This is a genomic window from Streptomyces sp. NRRL S-455 (assembly GCF_000717875.1).
Classification (GTDB): domain Bacteria; phylum Actinomycetota; class Actinomycetes; order Streptomycetales; family Streptomycetaceae; genus Streptomyces.
The window spans coordinates 56,870-70,980 of the sequence record NZ_JOCT01000030.1; the positions used below are offsets into that span (position 1 = coordinate 56,870).

Consider the following 14,111-nt stretch of genomic DNA (forward strand, 5'->3'; position numbering starts at 1 on the left):
ACGATGAAGACCATCACCCACTGGATCGACGGCAAGCCCGTCGAGGGCGGCTCCGGTCGCTTCGGCCCCGTCTACAACCCGGCCACCGGCGCCCAGGAGAAGCAGGTCGCGTTCGCGACCGTCGACGAGGTGGACGCCGCGGTCGCCTCCGCCAAGGCCGCGTTCGAGTCCTGGGGGGTCTCGTCGCTCGCCAAGCGCACGGCGATCCTGTTCAAGTACCGCGAGCTGCTCGACGCCCACCGCGACGAGATCGCCGAGCTGATCACCGCCGAGCACGGCAAGGTGCACTCGGACGCGCTGGGCGAGGTCGCGCGCGGCATGGAGATCGTGGAGCTGGCCTGCGGGATCTCCGTCCAGCTCAAGGGCGAGCTGTCCACCCAGGTCTCCACCCGGGTCGACGTCGCCTCGATCCGCCAGCCGCTCGGTGTGGTCGCGGGCATCACGCCCTTCAACTTCCCGGCGATGGTGCCGATGTGGATGTTCCCGCTGGCCATCGCCTGCGGCAACACCTTCGTGCTCAAGCCCAGCGAGAAGGACCCGTCGGCGTCCTTCAGGCTGGCGGAGCTGGCCGCCGAGGCGGGTCTGCCTGAGGGCGTCCTGAACATCGTGCAGGGCGACAAGACCGCCGTGGACCGGCTCCTGGAGCACCCCGACGTCGAGGCGGTCTCCTTCGTCGGCTCGACGCCGATCGCCAAGTACATCCAGCGAGCGGCCGTCGAGCACGGCAAGCGGGTGCAGGCCCTGGGCGGCGCCAAGAACCACATGCTGGTGCTGCCCGACGCCGACCTGGACCTCGCCGCCGACCAGGCGATCAACGCGGCGTACGGCTCGGCGGGTGAGCGCTGCATGGCCGTGTCCGTGGTGGTGGCCGTCGGTGACACGGGCGACGAGCTGGTCGGCAAGATCGCCGAGCGGGCGAAGAACCTCAGGATCGGCCCGGGGAACGACCCGGCCTCCGAGATGGGCCCGCTGATCACCCGCGAGCACCGCGACAAGGTGGCGTCGTACGTGTCCTCGGCCGCCGGGCAGGGCGCCGAGGTGGTGGTCGACGGTACGGGCTTCTCGGTCGAGGGCCACGAGGACGGCTTCTTCCTCGGCGTCTCCCTGCTGGACCGGGTGCCGCTGACGGCGGACGCGTACCGGGAGGAGATCTTCGGCCCGGTGCTGTGCGTGGTCCGCGCGGAGACGTACGACGAGGCCATCAGGATCGTCAACGACTCCCGCTGGGGCAACGGCACGGCGATCTTCACCCGGGACGGCGGTGCCGCCCGCCGCTTCCAGATGGAGGTCAAGGCGGGCATGGTCGGCGTCAACGTCCCGATCCCGGTGCCCGTCGGCTACCACTCGTTCGGCGGCTGGAAGGACTCGCTCTTCGGCGACCTGCACATCTACGGCAACGACGGCATCGCCTTCTACACCCAGGGCAAGGTCATCACCACCCGCTGGCCCGACCCGGCCGACGGCGGCATCAACCTCGGTTTCCCGAGCAACTCCTGACACCCGTAGGGGGGTTCGTCCATGGCGAAGACCGGTGACCGGGCCGGCACCGCTCCCGCAGCCGCACTCAGCTCGCTGGACTTCACCCTGGACCGGGGCACTCCGGTACCGCTGTACCACCAGCTCGCCCAGCAGCTGGAGGCGGCGATCGAGCACGGGGTCCTCGCCCCGGGCGACCTCCTGGGCAACGAGGTCGACCTGTCCGTACGCCTCGGCCTGTCCCGCCCCACCGTCCGCCAGGCCATCCAGTCCCTCGTCGACAAGGGGCTGCTGGTCCGGCGGCGCGGGGTGGGCACGCAGGTGGTGCACAGCCAGGTCAAGCGGCCGCTGGAACTGAGCAGCCTCTACGACGACCTGGAGGCGGCCGGGCAGGGACCGACCACCCAGGTGGTACGCAACGAGGTCGTCCCGGCCTCCTGCGACGTGGCGGCCGCCCTCGGTGTCGCCGAGGGCAGCGAGGTCACCGTCCTGGAACGGCTGCGCCGCACGCACGGCCGGCCGGTCGCCCTGCTGTGCAACTTCCTGCCGGCGTCCTTGCTGGACCTCGACGACGCCCGCCTGGAGTCGACGGGCCTGTACCGGATGATGCGGTCGGCGGGCATCACCCTGCACAGTGCCCGGCAGAGCGTCGGGGCCCGCTCGGCCACCGCGGAGGAGGCCGCCCGCCTGGACGAGGAGGAGGGTGCGGCGCTGCTCACCATGCGGCGCACCGCGTACGACGACACCGGGCGCCCGGTCGAGTACGGAACCCACATCTACCGGGCCTCGCGCTACACCTTCGACTTCCAGTTGCTGGTGAGGCCGTAGAGGGCCGGTCACCTCCTGCGCAGCATCCGGCTGAACGGCGTCTCCGGACGCTCCAGACGCTCACCGTCCAGGGTGATGTCCACGGCCTCGTTGAAGAAGGCGACGCGCCCCCGGACCGCCGCCACCGCGGGCAGCGGGTCGGGGTAGGTCCAGAGGATGTTGGGCGGCACGTCGCCTTCGCCACGCCAGGACCAGTACTCGGCCGTCCCCTTGTAGGGGCATCCGGTGCTGTGGTCGGTGGCCTCGAAGAGGTCGAGGCGGACGTCCGCGCGGGGGAGGTAGTAGCGGGTCGGCAGGGAGGTCTCGAAGAGCAGGACGGGGTCGCGGGTGTCCGCGACGAGCCGGCCGTCGATCTCGACCTGGACGTGACGGCTGCTCGGCAACGCGTCCACGCGTTTGTGCGGGTCACGGGGGTGGATGAAGATCTCCTCGTCCTCCTCGTACCAGTGGTCGAGGCCGGTGTCGGTGCGCGGGAACCACTCGAAGGCGATGTGGCCGGCGAGGTCGTCGGCGGGGAACGTCCACGCCGCGTTCTCCCGCACCTCACCGTCGGCGTCGAGGTCGTAGAAGACGCGGGAGCCGGTGTGCTTGCTCGTGGGCGGGTTCTTCGCCGGGCGGAGCAGGTCGGTGCGGACGTCCGCGTGCGGGAAGGCGTACTGCGGCACGGGCAGGTGGGGCTCCCAGACGAGCACGGGGTGCCGGCTGTCGACGACGGTGACGTCGCCCTTGCGGCCGCGCACCCAGCGCTCGCTGGGCTCCCACATGAGGCCTTCGGGCGTGGTCCTGATCGACCGGGCGGCGGGGTGGGCCGGGTGGGTGGTCATGGCCGGTGCTCCTTCCGGAGGTCCGGATGTCCGGTTCCTTCCACGGTCCCACGATCGCGATGCGCGGCGCCGAGTCGTCCCCTGCCCTTACACCCCACCGGCTTCGACGACCGGTCGCCGCGGCCCGGCACTAAGCTGGACCAGGTGAGACGGCACGCCATGGCGACATGGCACCAGGCCACGAGGCGCTCGTGATGGCGGGAGAGCGACGAGGGCAGCCGAGGCAGCCGCAGCTCCCCGACCTGCAGGTGCGCCTGCGCACCGAGCTGAGCCGGATCGACGAGCAGGTGCGCGCCCTCGTGGAAGCCATGGACCGCATGCAGGGACTGCTGGACTCGGTCGTGGCGATCAGCCGGGAGGTGGAGCTGACCGCGGTGCTGCACCGCATCGTCACCACCGCCATGGACCTGGTCGGGGCCCGCTACGGCGCGCTGGGCGTGCTCGACGAGTCGGGGGAACGCCTGAAGGAGTTCATCACGGCCGGTCTGTCCGACCATGAGCGCGCAGACCTGGCCGGAACCGCCCTGCCCAGCGGACGGGGTGTCCTCGGCCACCTGATCAGCCACCCCGAACCCCTGCGGATCGACGACATCCCGGCCCACCCGTCCTCCGTCGGCTTCCCGCCCGGCCATCCCCACCTGCGTACGCTCCTCGGTGTCGCCATCAGCGTCCGCGGCGAGATCTACGGCGACCTGTACCTCGCCGAGCGGCGCGACGGGCAGCCCTTCGACATCCACGACGAGAACGTCGTCACGGCACTGGCCAGTGCAGCCGGAATCGCGATCGAGAACGTGCGCCTGTTCGAACAGGTACGGGTCGGGGCGGAGCAGTTCCAGCGGCTTCTGCTGCCCATGCTGCCCGACCTGCGGCCCTTCACCGCCGCCGCCGTCTACCGCCCGGCCGCGGAGCCCAGCCAACTCGGAGGGGACTGGTACGACGCGATCCCCCTGCCCGGTGGCATCGTGGCGGTCGTCATCGGTGACGTGGTCGGTCACGATCTGAAGGCGGCGGCCGCCATGGCCTCCACACGCAACATGCTGCGGGCTCTGCTGTTCGACCGGGGCAGTACGCCCGGTGCGGTCCTCGCCCGGCTCGACCGCACCCTCCAGGCCATCACCACCAACCCCGTCACCACCACGGCGCTGGCCCGCGTCGAACCGGAGGGAACGGGCTGGCGGCTTCACTGGAGCACCGCGGGCCACGTTCCGCCCCTGCTGATCACCCCGGACGGCCGGGCGGAATACCTGTCCGCCGAGCCCGGACTGCCGCTCGGAGTCGACCAGGAGCAGCCCCGCCCCGACCACTCCCGCGACCTTCCCCTGGGCGCGACCCTGGTCTTCTTCACCGACGGGCTGATCGAACACCCCGCCCGCTCCATCGACGAGAGCCTGGACGAACTCGCCGGACTCGCCGCCGTCCATGCGACGCTGCCCCTGCAGGAGTTCGTGCGGGCGCTGGCCGATCACCACCCCAGCGACGGCCACGACGACATGGCGGTCCTCGCCCTGCGCACCCCGCCCGTCTGACGCCCGGCGGCGCCGTGGAGGTTCCGGTGCATCCGGTGGATGATGGTCGAGGGGATGTCGATGCGGAGGTCCCCGATGACTGTCCCGCGACATGCCTGGTCCCGGCGCGGCGGCCTGGTCGCCCTGCAGATCTGCGCCGTCGCCGCGCTGTACTACGGCTCGGCCGAGCTCGGACTGCTCCAGCAGCTGGTGCGCGGCCAGGTCACCCCTCTCTGGCCGCCCAGCGGTATCGCGCTGGCCGGCCTGCTCCTGCTCGGGCCGCGGGTCTGGCCCGGGATCGCACTGGGCGCGTTCCTGACCAACGTCTCACTCGGGCCGTCGGTCCCGGCCGTCCTCGCCATCACGGCGGGCAACACGCTCGCGCCTCTCTGCTCGTACGCCCTGCTGCGCCGCGCCGGGTTCCACAACGAGCTGGACCGCCTGCGTGACGCCCTCGCACTGATCTTTCTCGGTGCCTTCACCGGCATGCTGGTCAGCTCCACGACGGGCACCGGGACGCTCGTCCTCACCGGTGTGCTGGACGCCGCCGACTTCTGGCCGACGTGGTCGGTCTGGTGGACCGGCGACGCGATGGGCGTCCTGACGGTCACACCGCTCCTGCTCCTGCTCCGCTCGGCACGGTGGCCCAGAGGTGTCCCGCCGTACCGGTGGGCGGAGGGGATCCTGCTGCTCGCGGCCACTGTGTGCGTCGGTTTCCTCGAGACCAGCACCACGCCGCTGCTGTTCATCGGCTTTCCGCTGCTGATCTGGGCGGCCTTCCGCTTCCAGCTCGCCGGAGCGGTACCGTGCGCCCTCGCCGTGTCGACCTTCGCGATCATCGCGGCCACCCGGAAGACGGGCCCGTTCGCCGGTCACGACCTGTTCACCAACATGATCACTCTGCAGGCGTTCAACGCTTCCGCCGCGCTGACCGCCCTGCTGCTCGGGGCGGCGGTCAGCGAACGCGCCCGGACGGCACAGGAGATCGCGCTGGCCGTCGGACAGCTCGCCACGATGGCCACCAGGATCAGCGGCAGTGACCGCCGCCCGACGTTCCGCGTCGGCGAGGGTGAGCGGGCAGTCGGGGACAGTGCCCGGCATTGACGTCGTCGGGGCGAGTGGGGTGCCGGCGAACGCGTTCGGGTGGGTGGCGGCTGCCACCCACCCGAACGCGTCGGCGTGCCCGCAGGACTTCTTCAGGACTGCGGACGGCTGCCGTGGTTCGCGCCGTTCTTGCGGCGGGCCTTCTTCTTGCGACGTCGCTTCGACGACATCGAACCTCCTCTTGCCGGCTTTCAGGTCGCTGTCCACCGGACTGTCACGTCCGGTGACTACAGAGCCGCTTTCCAGCCGACGCGACGGCAAACACACCCGTCGCGGACGCACATGCGTGGCCTGTGTCACGGGTGGATGCGGCTCGCGCCCTGTGTGGTGCCGCCTCAGTCCGCCCTCACCGGGTGTGTGAGGTTCGCTCCGGTCGCCGGGTCGAACACGTGAGCCTTGGCCATGTCGACCCGCAGCTCTACCGGTTCTCCCTCGCGGGCACGCGTGGCGGCGTCCAGGCGGGCCACGATCTGCTGGGTGTCCGCGCCGGTGTCGCGCAGGCCCGAGTCCCTGGCGAGCTCCTCCAGTTCGGTGGTCGTGGCGGGTCCGCCCTCCGCGGTGAAGTAGACGTACGCGTCGGAGCCGAGCGACTCCAGTACGTCCACGGTGGCGGTGACGACCGGGCCCGTCCGGCCCCGGTCGTGGGACAGGGCCACGTCCTCGAATGCCTCCGGTCGCAGCCCGACGATGACGTCGCGGGGCGCGTTCTGGCGTTCCAGCGCCTGCCTCGTACGGTCGTCGAGGGTGAGGTCGCCCAGGGACGAGCGCAGGGCACCTCCCTCGAGGGTGGCGTTCAGGAAGTTCATCGCCGGGGAGCCGATGAAGCCCGCGACGAAGATGTTGCGCGGCAGGTCGTACAGTTCGGCGGGTGTGCCGATCTGCTGGACCAGGCCCTGTCTCATGACCACGACGCGGTCGCCCAGTGTCATCGCCTCGGTCTGGTCGTGGGTGACGTACACGGTGGTCGTGCCGAGGTTCCGCTGCAGCCGGGAGATCTGGGTGCGCATCTGCACCCGGAGTTTGGCGTCCAGGTTGGACAGCGGCTCGTCCATCAGGAACGCCTTGGGATCACGGACGATCGCCCGCCCCATGGCCACCCGCTGGCGCTGACCGCCCGAGAGGTTGGCGGGCTTGCGGTCCAGGTGCTCGGTGAGGTCGAGGATCGCGGCGGCGCGCGTCACCTTGGCGTCGATGGTGTCCTTGTCCACCTTGGCCAGGCGCAGCGGGAAGCCCATGTTCTCCCGGACGTTCATGTGCGGGTACAGGGCGTAGCTCTGGAACACCATGGCGACGTCGCGTTCCTTGGGGGCCAGGTCGTTGACGACCCGGTCCCCGATGCGCAGGGTGCCCTCGGTGATGTCCTCGAGTCCGGCGATCATGTTCAACGTGGTGGACTTGCCGCATCCCGACGGACCGACCAGGATCACGAACTCGCCGTCGGCGATCTCGAGGTCCACGTCCTTCACGGCGAGGGCCCCGTCGGGAAAGCGCTTGGTGACTCCCTCGAGGATGATCTCGGCCATGGGTGGTGCCTCCTTGCCTTCCCCGGTCAGCCCTTGACTGCCCCGGAGGTCAGTCCGGCGACGATCCGCCGCTGGAAGAACAGGACGAAAACGATGATCGGGATGGTGATGACCACAGCGGCGGCGGCGATCGACCCTGTGGGCTGCTGGAACTGGGAGCTTCCGGTGAAGAACGCGATCGCGGCCGGCACGGTGCGCGCGGACTGCGTGGACGTCAGCGAGATCGCGAACAGGAAGTCGTTCCAGCAGAAGATGAACACGAGAATGGCCGTGGTGAACACGCCCGGTGCGGCCAGCGGCGCGATGACCAGCCGAAAGGCCTGTGCGGGCGTCGCCCCGTCGACCTTGGCGGCCTTCTCCAGATCCCACGGGATCTCCCGGAAGAACGCCGACAGGGTGTAGATCGCTAGCGGCAGCGAGAAGGTCATGTACGGGATGATCAGCCCGATCCAGGTGTCGAAGATCCCGATGATCCGCTCGATGTTGAACAGCGGTGAGACCAGGGAGATCGGCGGGAACATGGCGATCAGCAGGGACATGCCGATGAGCAGTCGCTTGCCGGGGAAGCGCAGCCTGGCCACCGCGTACGCGGCCATGGTGCCCAGCGCCACCGCGATCACCGTCGCGATCAGGGCGATACCGATCGAGTTGATCAGGGCCCGGGTGAACTCCGAGGTGTCGAAGATGCCCCGGTAGTTCTCCAGGGTCCAGTCCCGGGGGATGTAGTCGCCGTCCGTGAGGGTGCTGGGATCCTTGAACGACAGCGCGGCGATCCACCACACCGGGAACAGGGCGTAAAGGATCACCACCACGTTCACGACGCCCCATCGGACGGCATGCGTCTTCCCCACGGCGGCCATCAGCGCTTCACCTCCGCGCCGGGTGCGGCGGCGCCGAACAGCTTGATGAAGGCGAAGGCGATGATCCCGACGCAGATGAAGATCAGGACCGAGATCGCCGACCCGATGCCCAGGTTCAGCGCGGTGAACAGGTTGTCGTACCCGAGGATCGACAGCGAGCCGGTCCCCTGGGCGCCCGCGGTCAGGATGTAGATGTTGTCGAAGATCCGGAACGCGTCCAGGGTGCGGAAGAGCAGTGCCACGAGGATGGCCGGCTTCATCAGCGGCAGCATGATCTTGGTGAAGCGCTGCCAGGAGGTGGCACCGTCCACCATGGCCGCCTTCAGGGTCTCCTCGGGGACCAGCGCGAGGCCCGCGAGCAGCAGCAGCGCCATGAACGGCGTCGTCTTCCACACCTCGGCGAGGATGATCAGCCAGAGGGCGGGCCACTGCTCGGTCAGTGGAGCCTCCCCGCTGGGCAGCAACTCGGCGAGGTATCCGAGATCCGGGGTCCAGGCGTACTGCCAGGAGAAGGCGGCGACCACGGTGACGATCCCGTACGGGATGAGAACGGACGTGCGGACGGCGCCGCGCCAGAAGATCGTGCGGTGCATGACCAGGGCAAGCCCCATTCCGAGGACCAGTTCGATCGCCACGGACACCGCGGTGACGAACAGCGTGACCCAGAAGGCGTCCCACCAGAACGGGGAGGACAGCACCGCCCCGTAGTTGGTCAGGCCCACGAACTCCGCCCGTCCGGGAAAGCGCAGGTCGTACCGCTGGAGGGACAGATAGACGGCGTAGCCGATGGGGTAGGCGGTCACGGCGACCATGACGACGACGGCGGGCGCGCAGAGCAGCCAGCCGAGCCGCCGCTCCTGCCGGGCGCCCGCCGAGAGTGCCGCCCGGTCCCGCTCCGCCCGCTCCGTCGCCGCCTCGGGGGGCGGCGGGGGTCCGGCGTCCTGCGCCCGCGTGCTCATCGGGGGCCGCCCGGGGATGAGGCCCGCGCGCTGCGGCGCCGGGCGGCGAAGTGGTGCGGGAGGTGGTGGTTCACGGGATCACACCCTCGGATCGCAGGGCCTCGTCGATCTGGTCCCCGATGGTGTCGACCGAGCTCTCCGGTGTGATCCCGGACGGCGGAGACAGCGTGTGGGAGACCGCGATCGACACGTTCTGGTAGACCGGAGTGATCGGGCGCACGCTCGCCGACTCCAGGGCGGCCAGCACCTCCGCGGAGAAGGGGTACTCCTTCATGAACGCGGGCTCGTCGTACAGGGCGCGCAGAGTGGGCGGCAGGCCGCCCTCGAGCGCGGCGGTGAGCTGGTTCTCCCGGTTGCGCAGGCACAGCGCCGCCTCGAAGGCCAGGTCGGGGTGGCGCGAGTAGGCGCTCACCGCCAGGTCGATGCCGCCGATGGTGGGCCGTGCCGGGCGGTTCGCGTCGACCCGAGGGTACGGCGCCCAGCCGAAGTTCTTGAACAGCGCGGGGTTGTTCGCCTTCATCGACGGATAGACGAACGGGTAGTTGAGCTCGAACGCCGCCACCCCCGACTCCATGGCGAGGCGGTTCTGGTCCTCCATCTGGTTGGGCAGGGAGGGGTCCGCGGCCGGGGACTTCGCCAGGTCACGCATGATCCCCGCGGCCCGCACAGCGGGAGGGCCGAGGGAGGGCGCGGTCGCGCTCGCGTTGAGGATGGAGCCGCCCGCACTGTTGATCAGCGTGTTGAACCAGGCGGTCAGGCCCTCGTACTGGGCGCCCTGGATCTCGACGAAGTGCGGTTTGCCCTGCCGGGCGAGGGCGCCGGCCATGTCCAGCATCTCGGCCCAGGTCCTGGGCGGGGTGGGCACCAGGTCCTTGCGGTACCACAGGAGTTGGGTGTTGGTGTTGTACGGAACGGCGTACAACTTGCCTTTCCAGGTCGAGGTCTGCAGCGGTACGCGCAGGGTGCCCTTCACGGCCTGGCGCTTCGCCGTCCCCGTCCATTCCCGGATCCAGCGCGCCTCGGCGAACTCCGCCGCCCAGGTGACGTCCAGGCCCAGGATGTCGAGCGAGTCGTCCTCGGCGGCGAGTCTGCGGACCAGCTGCTGGCGCTGGCCGTCCGCGGCCCGCGGGAGCTTGTTGTAGCTGATCCGGTAGCGGCCGCCCGACGCCTGGCCGCACCGGTCGGCCGCCTTCTGCAGCGCACCCGAGTCGTCGGGGAAGTTGTACCAGTTGAGGGTGGGCGTACCGGAGCCCTCGTCACTGCCGCAAGCCGCGAGCATCGACGCGAGCAACGGCAGTACGGCGAACGCCCGCAGCCATCGCGTCCCTCCGGGACGCCCCTTCCGACCTGGAACCGGCCGGCACCCGCACCTCGCGTGCACGCGCTCCACACCTCGCTTCCGGACGGTGGCACGGGACTCGGACCTCGCAGTGGTGCCCTCCGGCGAACACTAAAGACCACTTAAGGTGACATCAAGGACATACGCCATCGAATCGCCCATACCTACGGCCATGAGGGTTGCGGGGCAGGCTGCGGAGGCAGCGTCGTCATGCGGTCCCGGCAACCGCGCCGGCACCACAAGTCGACGAGAACGTCAGAGTCGGCAGGAACGTCAGAAAGGTCGCTCCCTCATTTCGAGGAAACGACCTCCGACCTGCAAAAGAGCTGGTCGGGACGACAGGATTTGAACCTGCGACCCCTTGACCCCCAGTCAAGTGCGCTACCAAGCTGCGCCACGTCCCGGTGCGCTCCGCCGCGGTGAACCGCGTGATCGCGCGAACAGCACTGTACCCCACACCCCTGGCCGCGCCGAAAACGGCCTGGACGGGACAATCGGCGTATGGGCAGCACAAGCAGTGGCAACACAGGAAGCCCCGCCGGTGCGCGGGACCGCGACAGCGAGGGGCGGGCGCGCAACGCCCGGCCGCGGGACGGTCTCGGACGGCCCCTGCCGTACGGCACTGACGGCGTGCCCCGGCAGCCCGAGGGCGTCGTCCGCACACCGGACGAGACCGTCGCCGAGGCGCAGCGGCTGCTGGACGAGGGGAAACCGTTCCACGCGCACGAGGTCTTCGAGGACGCCTGGAAGTCGGGGCCCGAGGAGGAGCGGGAACTCTGGCGTGGCCTCGCCCAGCTCGCCGTGGGGCTGACGCACGCCGCCCGCGGCAACCTCACGGGCGGGGCGCGGCTGCTGCGGCGCGGTGCGGGCGCGGCGGAGGCGTGGGTGTCCGGCTCCGGGAGCGCCGTCCCGTACGGCATCGACATCGAGGGGGTCGCCGTATGGGCGCGCGAACTGGCCCAGGAGGTGGAGCGGAACGGCCGGGCCGTGGACGCGCGGGCACGGGCGCCCCGGCTGCGGGGAACGCGCCCGGGACCCTGACCCGGACGCGACGCGCGCCGCCCCGGTCCTGGCGGCCGGTTCGGCGGCGGCCGGCCCGGGCGGCAGGGGCCAGAGCCGGGGCGGTCAGCCCGGGCGGGAGCCCCGGGACCAACGATCGGCCGGAGCGGGACACCGCTCCCCGCACCGGGGGCGGCCTCCCCGGGGGGCCACCGGTCAGGCCGGGGCGCCGGGCCGGAGACCGGGGCTTGCGGCGCGCCCGCTCGGCCCGAGGAGGGCCGACCCGGGACGCGCTGCGGGCGCTGCGGTGGGGTGCGGCAGACTCGGGGGCGTGCGACGGATTCATGTCATCGGTATCGGCGCGGGCGACCCTGACCAGCTGACCCTGCAGGCGGTCAGGGCGATGCGCGACACGGACGTGTTCCTCATCCTGGACAAGGGCGAGGCCAAGGCCGATCTCACCGGCCTGCGCCGGGACTTGCTCGACACGCACGTACCGGACGGGACGTACCGGGTCGTCGAGGCACGCGACCCGGAACGGGACCGTACCGCCGGCGGCGCGGCCTACTCCCCCGCCGTCGGGGACTGGCGCAGCGCCCGTGCCGACATCTACGAACGGCTGATCGGTGAGGAACTGGGAGCGGACGAGACCGGCGCGTTCCTGGTATGGGGAGACCCCGCGCTGTACGACAGCACGCTGGGGATCCTGGAGGAGGTCCTGGACCGGGGCACGGTGGCGTTCGAGTACGACGTCGTGCCGGGCATCTCCAGCGTCTCGGCGCTAGCCGCCCGGCACCGGACGGGGCTGAACCGGGTGGCCGGGCCGGTGCAGATCACCACCGGCCGGCGGCTCGCGGAGGGCTTCCCGGAGGACGCGGACGACGTGGTGGTCATGCTCGACGCCCACCAGACCTTCCGGCGGTACGCGCGGGAGGACGTCGACATCTACTGGGGCGCCTACCTCGGCACCCCGGACGAGATCCTCGTCTCCGGCCCGATCGCCGAGGCCGCCCCCCGCATCGAGCGGCTGCGTGCCGAGGCCCGCGAGCGCAAGGGCTGGATCATGGACACGTACCTGCTGCGCCGGCACTCCCGCGACTGACCGGCTCCGGGTGGCTATCGTCCAGGCATGGAGTCCGTGCGTGCCGTGCTCATCGACATCGACGGTGTGCTCACCGTCTCGTGGCGGCCCCTGCCGGGAGCCGTGGAGGCGCTGCGGGAGATCCGGGCAGCCGGTTCGGCCGTCCTGCTGGTCACGAACACGACCTCCCGTACGCGGGCGTCGATCGCCGGGACGCTCGCGGAGGCGGGGTTCCCGGTGTCCGGCGAGGACATTCTGACCGCGCCCGCCGCCACCGCCGCGTACCTCGCCGAGCACTGCCCCGGCGCCCGGTGCGCCCTGCTGAACAGCGGCGACATCGAGGAGGACCTCGACGGTGTGACCGTCGTGGACACCGCGGACACCGATACCGTGCCCGATGTGGTGCTGGTCGGCGGGGCCGGGCCCGAGTTCGGGTACGAGGCGCTGGACCGGGCCTTCGGGCATCTGCAGCGCGGGGCCGGGCTGGTGGCGATGCACCGCAACCTGTACTGGCGTACGGCCGAGGGGCTGCGGTTGGACTCCGGGGCGTTCCTGGCCGGTCTGGAGCGGGCCGCCCGCGTGGAGGCCGAGATCACCGGCAAACCGGCGCGGGCGTTCTTCGAGGCGGCACTGGCCCGGCTGGGTGTCGCAGCGGACGAGGCCGTGATGGTCGGGGACGATGTCGAGTCCGATGTGCTCGCGGCGCAGCGGGCCGGTATCACCGGAGTGCTCGTGCGGACCGGAAAGTTCCAGCCGGAGGCACTCGAGGCCGCCGACGGCACGCCCGACCACATCATCGACTCGTTCGCGGATCTGCCGGCGCTGCTGCGGGGCTCAGCGCAGCAGTAGCTGCAGGCCGCCGACGACGGTCGCCGCGATCACCAGCCGCTCGAACAGCTGCTGGTTGATCTTGTGCACCGCCCACTTGCCGAACAGCGCGCCGGGCACCACGAACACCACGAGCGCCAGGTCGAGGAGGAGCGAGCGGGCGTCGATCAGGCCGAGCCCGGCACTGAAGGGCAGCTTGGAGACGTTGACGATCAGGAAGAAGAAGGCCGAGGTGCCGAGGAAGCCGAGCTTGCGGAAGCCCGCGGACAGCAGGTACATCGACATGACCGGGCCGCCCGCGTTGGCGACCATGGTGGTGAAGCCGCCGAGGACACCGTAGGAGCGGGCCTTGAGGCGGCCGGCCCGGGTGGTGACCGACTCCGGTCCCTCCTCCTTGTCGGCCGTACGCCTGCGCCACACCGTCACGGCCGCCATCAGCAGCAGGATCGCGCCGATCGAGGTCCGTACGATCGCGTCGTCCGCCCACATCAGGAACACGGTGCCGACGACGACGCCCGCGGCGACCGCCGGGAACAGCCGCCACAGCGTCGGCCAGTGCGCGTGCCGCCGGTAGGTGGCGACGGCGAGCAGGTCCCCGGCGATCAGGACAGGCAGCAGGACGCCGGTGGAGGCGCGGGCGGGCAGCACCGCGGCGAAGATGGCGAGGCTGACCGTGTTGGCCCCGCTCACGGCGGTCTTGGAGAAGCCGACGAGCAGGGCCGCGAAGGCGAGGGCGGCGAACTCCCAGCCGGTGATGTGCCAGAGCGTCATGGTGTTCATGCGAA

At 70.8% G+C, this 14,111-nt stretch carries 14 protein-coding genes and 1 tRNA gene; 7 read left to right on the plus strand and 8 right to left on the minus strand.

Annotated features, from left to right (window positions below; all coding sequences use genetic code 11):
• Positions 1–3: 3 nt before the first annotated feature.
• Complete coding sequence (locus IE97_RS0132355; RefSeq protein WP_030248470.1) at positions 4–1,497, plus strand: CoA-acylating methylmalonate-semialdehyde dehydrogenase; 1,494 nt, start codon at positions 4–6, stop codon at positions 1,495–1,497.
• A gap of 21 nt (positions 1,498–1,518) precedes the next feature.
• Entirely contained in the window at positions 1,519–2,304 is a 786-nt protein-coding gene (locus tag IE97_RS0132360) for a GntR family transcriptional regulator (RefSeq protein WP_030248471.1), read from the plus strand.
• 8 nt (positions 2,305–2,312) lie between these two features.
• Here the strand turns inward: IE97_RS0132360 and IE97_RS0132365 are convergent, their stop codons facing one another.
• Positions 2,313–3,128 (minus strand): DUF427 domain-containing protein, encoded by an 816-nt coding sequence (locus IE97_RS0132365; RefSeq protein WP_030248475.1) that lies wholly within the window; start codon positions 3,126–3,128, stop codon positions 2,313–2,315.
• Positions 3,129–3,295: 167 nt separating this feature from the next.
• Here IE97_RS0132365 and IE97_RS0132370 point away from each other — a divergent pair, with 167 nt between their 5' ends.
• Together IE97_RS0132370 and IE97_RS0132375 are read left to right on the plus strand one after the other, a co-directional pair.
• On the plus strand, positions 3,296–4,654 hold the full coding sequence (locus IE97_RS0132370) for a PP2C family protein-serine/threonine phosphatase (RefSeq protein WP_234310669.1): 1,359 nt from the start codon (positions 3,296–3,298) through the stop codon (positions 4,652–4,654).
• Positions 4,655–4,729: 75 nt separating this feature from the next.
• On the plus strand, positions 4,730–5,737 hold the full coding sequence (locus tag IE97_RS0132375) for an MASE1 domain-containing protein (protein ID WP_037845134.1): 1,008 nt from the start codon (positions 4,730–4,732) through the stop codon (positions 5,735–5,737).
• 92 nt (positions 5,738–5,829) lie between these two features.
• Here the strand turns inward: IE97_RS0132375 and IE97_RS43850 are convergent, their stop codons facing one another.
• The 6 genes from IE97_RS43850 to IE97_RS0132400 form a co-directional block, all read right to left on the minus strand.
• Entirely contained in the window at positions 5,830–5,907 is a 78-nt protein-coding gene (locus IE97_RS43850) for a 50S ribosomal protein bL37 (protein ID WP_370443954.1), read from the minus strand.
• A 165-nt stretch (positions 5,908–6,072) separates the two neighbouring features.
• Positions 6,073–7,260, minus strand: coding sequence for an ABC transporter ATP-binding protein (locus IE97_RS0132380; protein WP_030248479.1), 1,188 nt, complete (start codon positions 7,258–7,260; stop codon positions 6,073–6,075).
• A 26-nt stretch (positions 7,261–7,286) separates the two neighbouring features.
• Positions 7,287–8,120: a carbohydrate ABC transporter permease gene (locus IE97_RS0132385; RefSeq protein ID WP_030248481.1), complete on the minus strand. Its 834-nt coding sequence runs from the start codon at positions 8,118–8,120 to the stop codon at positions 7,287–7,289.
• The gene (locus IE97_RS0132390) at positions 8,120–9,079 is read right to left on the minus strand and encodes a carbohydrate ABC transporter permease (protein WP_030248483.1); all 960 of its coding nucleotides are present in this window, start codon (positions 9,077–9,079) and stop codon (positions 8,120–8,122) included. Before IE97_RS0132390 ends, IE97_RS0132385 begins: the two co-directional genes overlap by 1 nt.
• Before the next feature lie 70 nt (positions 9,080–9,149).
• On the minus strand, positions 9,150–10,358 hold the full coding sequence (locus IE97_RS0132395) for an ABC transporter substrate-binding protein (RefSeq protein ID WP_234310667.1): 1,209 nt from the start codon (positions 10,356–10,358) through the stop codon (positions 9,150–9,152).
• Between the two features lie 387 nt (positions 10,359–10,745).
• Positions 10,746–10,822, minus strand: a tRNA-Pro gene (locus tag IE97_RS0132400).
• Positions 10,823–10,919: 97 nt separating this feature from the next.
• Between IE97_RS0132400 and IE97_RS0132405 the strand changes: the two genes are divergently transcribed.
• The 3 genes from IE97_RS0132405 (at position 10,920) to IE97_RS0132415 (ending at position 13,347) form a co-directional block, all read left to right on the plus strand.
• Positions 10,920–11,459 carry a DUF309 domain-containing protein gene (locus IE97_RS0132405; protein ID WP_030248488.1) on the plus strand — a complete coding sequence of 180 codons (540 nt, stop codon included), beginning with the start codon at positions 10,920–10,922 and terminating at the stop codon, positions 11,457–11,459.
• Positions 11,460–11,748: 289 nt separating this feature from the next.
• Complete coding sequence (gene cobF, locus IE97_RS0132410; RefSeq protein WP_030248490.1) at positions 11,749–12,519, plus strand: precorrin-6A synthase (deacetylating); 771 nt, start codon at positions 11,749–11,751, stop codon at positions 12,517–12,519.
• 27 nt (positions 12,520–12,546) lie between these two features.
• A complete protein-coding gene (locus tag IE97_RS0132415; protein ID WP_030248493.1) occupies positions 12,547–13,347 on the plus strand; it encodes a TIGR01458 family HAD-type hydrolase in 801 nt (266 codons plus the stop codon).
• Here the strand turns inward: IE97_RS0132415 and IE97_RS0132420 are convergent.
• Positions 13,333–14,106, minus strand: a complete 774-nt coding sequence (locus IE97_RS0132420; protein WP_030248495.1) for a sulfite exporter TauE/SafE family protein — start codon at positions 14,104–14,106, stop codon at positions 13,333–13,335. The genes IE97_RS0132415 and IE97_RS0132420 overlap by 15 nt on opposite strands.
• Positions 14,107–14,111 lie beyond the last annotated feature (5 nt).

Coding starts and splice junctions, on each gene's coding strand:
- IE97_RS0132420 (WP_030248495.1), bottom strand. CDS start 14,106: ATGAACACCATGACGCTCTGGCACATCACCGGCTGGGAGTTCGCCGCC.
- IE97_RS0132355 (WP_030248470.1), top strand. CDS start 4: ATGAAGACCATCACCCACTGGATCGACGGCAAGCCCGTCGAGGGCGGC.
- IE97_RS0132405 (WP_030248488.1), top strand. CDS start 10,920: ATGGGCAGCACAAGCAGTGGCAACACAGGAAGCCCCGCCGGTGCGCGG.
- IE97_RS0132360 (WP_030248471.1), top strand. CDS start 1,519: ATGGCGAAGACCGGTGACCGGGCCGGCACCGCTCCCGCAGCCGCACTC.
- IE97_RS0132375 (WP_037845134.1), top strand. CDS start 4,730: ATGACTGTCCCGCGACATGCCTGGTCCCGGCGCGGCGGCCTGGTCGCC.
- IE97_RS0132380 (WP_030248479.1), bottom strand. CDS start 7,260: ATGGCCGAGATCATCCTCGAGGGAGTCACCAAGCGCTTTCCCGACGGG.
- IE97_RS43850 (WP_370443954.1), bottom strand. CDS start 5,907: ATGTCGTCGAAGCGACGTCGCAAGAAGAAGGCCCGCCGCAAGAACGGC.
- IE97_RS0132365 (WP_030248475.1), bottom strand. CDS start 3,128: ATGACCACCCACCCGGCCCACCCCGCCGCCCGGTCGATCAGGACCACG.
- IE97_RS0132395 (WP_234310667.1), bottom strand. CDS start 10,358: ATGCTCGCGGCTTGCGGCAGTGACGAGGGCTCCGGTACGCCCACCCTC.
- IE97_RS0132390 (WP_030248483.1), bottom strand. CDS start 9,079: ATGAGCACGCGGGCGCAGGACGCCGGACCCCCGCCGCCCCCCGAGGCG.
- IE97_RS0132385 (WP_030248481.1), bottom strand. CDS start 8,120: ATGGCCGCCGTGGGGAAGACGCATGCCGTCCGATGGGGCGTCGTGAAC.
- IE97_RS0132370 (WP_234310669.1), top strand. CDS start 3,296: ATGGCACCAGGCCACGAGGCGCTCGTGATGGCGGGAGAGCGACGAGGG.
- IE97_RS0132415 (WP_030248493.1), top strand. CDS start 12,547: ATGGAGTCCGTGCGTGCCGTGCTCATCGACATCGACGGTGTGCTCACC.